The sequence below is a fragment of the Brevundimonas sp. genome (assembly GCF_044239655.1).
Lineage (GTDB): Bacteria > Pseudomonadota > Alphaproteobacteria > Caulobacterales > Caulobacteraceae > Brevundimonas.
Genome location: NZ_JBIIAY010000162.1, coordinates 1 through 5,404, shown reverse-complemented (window position 1 = coordinate 5,404; position 5,404 = coordinate 1). Strand labels below are relative to the sequence as shown.

Sequence of the window (5,404 nt, the reverse complement as noted above, 5' to 3'; positions counted from 1 at the left end):
GGCGAGGCGACGCAGGAAGGACGGGATTTCGAGGTCGTCTTCTTCGGCCGAAAGCTCGGGCGCAGGCTGGGCGGACGTGTTCTGGCGCATCTGCGGGGCAGGCGCGGCATAGCTCATCGGCTGGGTGCGGATCTTCTTGCCGAACAGGCTCCAGCCCGAGCGACGGTGATCGCTGCGGTCGTCATAGGCGGCGGGCGCCTCGGCGGCCTTGCCCATATAGAGGTCGCCCTGGTTGGTAGCGGCCTGTTTCGCCGGTTGGGCGGGCGCGCGGCCGCGGTCGGCCTCGAACGCCTCGACCCACGGATCGACGATGGGCTCCAGGGTGCGTTCCTCGGCGACGTGGATCACTGGCTCCGGCGCGCGGGCGATGACGGGTTCCGTCACGGCTGCGGCCTGGGCGTGGAAGGTCGGGGTCACCGGCGGCAGTTCGGCGGTGATGCGAGGCTCGGGCGCCGGTGTCGGAGCGGCGGCGTGGACGGGCTCCGGACGGACCGTTTCCTGGCGGACGGGCTCGCGATGGATCGGCTCCTGCCGGACCGGTTGGGCCGGACGGCGGGCGTCAAACGCATTGCCGGCGGGCTCGATCTTGGAGGCGGCGACCTCATCCATGCCGGTCGCGACGACCGAGACGCGGATCTTGCCGTCCAGGGCCGGGTCGAACGCGGCGCCGAAGATGATGTTGGCGTCGCCGTCCACCTCGGCCGAGATGGCGTTGGCGGCCTCGTCGACTTCCAGCAGGGTCATGTCCAGACCGCCGGTGATGTTGACCAGCACGGCCTTGGCGCCCTTCAGCGAGGTCTCGTCCAGCAGCGGGTTGGCGATGGCGTTCTGGGCCGCCAGCAGGGCGCGGTCGTCGCCGGTCGCCTCGCCGGTGCCCATCATCGCCTTGCCCATTTCGGACATGACGGCGCGAACATCGGCGAAGTCGAGGTTGATCAGGCCGGGCAGGATCATCAGGTCGGTGATCGAGCGGACGCCCGAGTGCAGAACCTGGTCGGCCATCGCGAAGGCGTCGGCGAAGGTGGTGCGTTCATTGGCGACGCGGAACAGGTTCTGGTTCGGAATGACGATCAGGGTGTCGACATAGCGTTGCAGCTCGGCGATGCCCGCATCGGCCAGACGCATGCGGTGACGGCCCTCGAAGGTGAAGGGTTTGGTCACCACGCCAACGGTCAGGATGCCACGGTCGCGCGCACATTTGGCGATGATGGGCGCAGCGCCCGTGCCGGTGCCGCCGCCCATGCCGGCGGTGATGAAGATCATGTGCGCGCCTTCGAGGTGCGCGTGGATTTCGTCGGCCGATTCCTCGGCGGCGTTCATGCCGACCTCGGGATGGGCGCCGGCGCCGAGCCCCTGGGTGATGGTCTCGCCCAGCTGGATCCGGCGATCGGTCTTGGCGAAGCTCAGATGCTGGGCGTCGGTGTTGGCGACGACGAACTCGACCCCTTCAAGGCCGGCGTCGATCATGTTGTTGACGGCGTTACCGCCCGCTCCGCCCACGCCGAAGACGACGATTCTGGGCTTCAGTTCCGTGGCTGTTGGGCGCACCAGCGAGAGTGACATACGTTTCCGACCTTTTTTCCGACCCTGCCCCCTTAGCGGCCACCACGATCCGCCCCGCCGAATCACGATGGTTAATGGGCGCGTTAAGGAAACACCCATCACCGTTAAGGGAAGGTTACCGAATATCGTGAGTCGGACTCGGGTCCACCAAAAAGGTTAACCTTGACCGGAGGATAGGCGCCCACAGGTCCGCCAGCGTCTGCATCATCCACAGATTTCAGTCCGATCCGGATTCGCCCGGACGCCCGACCGAAACCGGACCGCCCACGGACGATCAAACCGACCAGTCAACGAAAAAGGGCGGCTCGTGAGAGCCGCCCTTTCCGTATCCTTGGGACGTGAAGTCCTACCAGACGCGCCAGTTCAGACCGACGTTGAAGCGACGACCGTAGGGGTCGAAGTTCGAGTAGAGGGTCGTGCCCAGCCACGGCGCCTGCTCGGCGTCGAAGACGTTGGTGACGCCGGCGCGCAGGGTGACGTCATCCGTCAGGTCGTAACGGACGTTGAAGTCGTTACGGACGAAGTTGCCGCTTTCGCGATAGGCCAGGGGCTGGGTGTCCAGGTTGAGGATCAGGGTCCGCAGCTGGCTGATGTCTTGCGACGACTGCCAGTCGGCGATCCAGCTGACCGTCACGGTGTCGGTCGGCGCCCATTGCAGGGTCGAGGTGAAGCGAACGCGCGGGTAGAACAGCAGCGAGGAGTTCTCGGTGAAGGCGCCGGGGTTGGCGATATCGGTGAAGAACTTCTGCTCAATCAGCCAGGAACCGTTCAGCGAGTAGTTGAACTGACCCCAGTTGCGACCCAGCATTTCCTCGGTGTCGAACGAGTAGCGCGCCGTGAAGTCCAGGCCGCGAACGGTGCGCTTGGCGAAGTTCACCGAGCCCTGGATGAAGCCGCCGATCGGATCGCCATTGGGGGCGCCGACCTTGAAGGCCTCGGAGCGGAGAACCGCCGTCGTGCCGGCCGCAGCCGGGTTGTTGCGGAAGATGGTCGCGCAGGCTGCGGTGTTCAGGGCCGGACCGCTGACGCAGTTGGAGGCTGCAGCCGGGGCCGTCACCGCCGCGATCACATTGGTGATCTCGATCTCGTAGTAGTCGAGCACCAGGTCCAGGTTCGGGATGAACCGGGGCTGGAACACGGTCGAGAAGGTGAAGGAGTCCGACTCTTCAGGCTGAAGGAACGGGTTGCCGCCGTTCACCCCGGCGACGCCCGATGCGTACAGCGGGTTGTAGTCGTCGTCCGGGCTCGCCGTGGTCCCGGCGAAGTCGTAGGCCAGACCCTTGGCCGCGGCCAGCGTGGTGCAGTTGGCGATACGGTTGGCGCGGATATCGGCCGCGAGCGTGGCCGCCGTGATGTTGCGCGTATCGCAGGGGTCGGAGAAGGCATTCGAGAAGGTCTGGCTCTGCGGCGAGAAGTTCTCGCCCAGCGACGGAACCCGGATCGAGGAGTTGAAGCTGGTCTTGAACGCGATGTCGCTGACCGGGCGATAGACGAAGTTGATGCCGTAGACTTCGGTTTCGCCGACGGTGGAGTAGTCGGCGTAGCGGTACGAACCGCTCAGTTCGGCGTATTCACCCAGGAAGCTGTCGCGGATCAGCGGGATCGACAGTTCGGCGAAGGCTTCCTGCGAGTCGTAGGAGGCTTCCGGGAAGTCGGCACCGGTGTTCAGGAACAGGGCACGGTTTCCGGTGGTGGCCGAACGGCCGACACCCGAGGTGGTTTCCTTGCGATATTCCGCACCCAGGGCGACGCCGATGGCGCCGGCACCCCAGAAGTCCCACAGCTGGCCGGACACCGAAGCGATGGCGTCCTGCTGCTCGTTCATTTCCTCGACGGTGATGAAGGCCTTGACGTAGTCGAGGGCGGCTTCGCTCTGGTTGCCGGCACCGAAGACGTTCAACGCCTGGCACTCGGACACCGCAGCCCGGGCTTCCGGCGTCGAGTTGAGGAAGTCACCCACCGGCGAAGCGTAGTCGGGCAGGTTGATGGCAGGGTTCTGGGCCGTCAGCAGACGTGAACGACAGACAGCAGCCCCCGGAGTTCCGAGGACGCCGGCCGTGTCGATGACCGAGTCCGCAGCCAGGGCGAAGCGCAGGACGTCGACACCGTTTTCCTGGTTGGTGTTCTCGACCTTGCCGTAGGTGTAGGACAGATCCCAGTCGAAGTTCTTGACGAACAGGACGCTGTCGTAAGAGCCGTTCATGGCGACGACGTAGCGTTGCAGGTCACGCTGGTTGTCCTGGAAACGCTGGGGACCGAACATCCGGTGGTCGGCCCAGGCGCGAGCGGTCGTTGCACCGGTCGGAGTGCCGCCGGTCGTGTTGGTCGGAGCATTGTAGGTCACGACCGTATTGGCCGCCATGGCCGCCTTGACGTTGGCCGGCAGGAAGGCGTTGTCCGAATAGCGCATCCGGAACGACGAGGTGCCCAGGATCAGGTTCGAGGTGTTCGCCGCGTCGATATCGGCCAGATAGATGTCGAAGAACGTCGGCTGAGACGCGTCGATCGTGCTCTCGGTGATGTATTTGGCTTCAGCGTACAGGTTGATGCTGTCGGTGACGGCGAAGGTGCCGCCGACCTGATAACGCTGCGATTCCGAGGACGGGATGCGGTTCTCGGTGGCGAACAGGACGGGCGACTCGCCGTCGCCGCCGATCGTGAACGGCCGGCTGGCACCGGTGTTGCCGACGCGCTGGCCGAAGTTGGCCAGGCGAGCGGTCGTGCCGTCGAACCAGTAGGTCTTGGCCGGGTCGACCGAATAGCAGGCAGCGGCGTTGTAGGCCGAGCAGGTCTGGATCGGCACATTGGGCTCGTTGAGCGGGCTGGCCGGCTGGTTGTTCGCGATCGTCAGCGAACCCCACCGCGGGCGATCGAGACGACGCAGTTCGTTCGACGAGATGATGAGGTTGTCAATCTTGCCGTCGTCGTTGGGGCCGATGAGCGCCGAAGTCGGATCGGCGTCGAGGCCGAACAGGGTCGGCGAGCGGCGCAGCCAGTCGATGTCGGTCGACAGAACTTCGTCGATCTCTTCGTATTCGGCGTGGGCGTACAGGTTCAGGCGGTCGTCGAAGAAGTTCTGGCCGATGACGGCCGAGATGCGCTTCGATTCCTGGCCGTCCTGGTTGATCCAGGCGTAGTTGGCGTCGACTTCGAGGCCTTCGAAGTCCTTGCGCAGCACGAAGTTCAGCACGCCGGAGACGGCGTCAGCGCCGTAGACCGACGAGGCACCGCCGGTGACGATCTCGATGTTCTGGATCAGCAGGCGGGGAATGGTGTCGATGTCGACGGCCAGCGACCCGGCCTGCGAACCGACGTGACGGCGACCGTCAACCAGGGTCAGGGTACGGCCGGTGCCCAGCGAGCGCAGGTTCGGCAGCGACAGACCACCGTCGTTCAGGCCCGAGCCCGTGGTGTCCGAAGGCACGACCGAGTTCGACAGGGCCGGGATGGTGGCCAGATAGTCGATCACGGTCGACAGGCCGGTCTGCAGCAGTTGGTCCTGCGTGACCTGGATCAGCGGCGTCGGGGCCGTGGTCGGGTCGCGACGGATACGCGATCCGGTGACGACGACTTCTTCGACCTGGGTCTCTTCATCCTGAGCGGCCGGGGCCGTCTGGGCGAAGGCCGGAGCCGAGGCGGCGATCATGCCCGCGATGATCGTCGTGCCGAAGAGATACTTGCGCTTCAAAAGCATTTTGGAGGCCCCAACGTTAAAAACAGAATCGTGGCCCCGGAGAGTTGGACCACGCGCTGCTGTCGGGATTAGAGGAAAATGGCGGGGTCGCAACCATTGCGACCGCTTTGCGGCCACACTTCGGTCTGGATGTTACAATCGGGTCAC

At 65.1% G+C, this 5,404-nt stretch carries 2 protein-coding genes; both read right to left on the bottom strand.

Translation table 11 applies throughout. From position 1 onward, the window contains the following. Positions 1–1,563, bottom strand: a 1,563-nt coding sequence (ftsZ, locus tag ACILQR_RS15380; protein WP_395652261.1) for a cell division protein FtsZ, incomplete at its 3' end; no start/stop codon positions are given. Positions 1,564–1,909: 346 nt separating this feature from the next. Next, a complete protein-coding gene (locus ACILQR_RS15375) occupies positions 1,910–5,257 on the bottom strand; it encodes a TonB-dependent receptor domain-containing protein (protein ID WP_395652260.1) in 3,348 nt (1,115 codons plus the stop codon). Positions 5,258–5,404: the final 147 nt, after the last annotated feature.

Coding starts and splice junctions, on each gene's coding strand:
- ACILQR_RS15375 (WP_395652260.1), bottom strand. CDS start 5,257: ATGCTTTTGAAGCGCAAGTATCTCTTCGGCACGACGATCATCGCGGGC.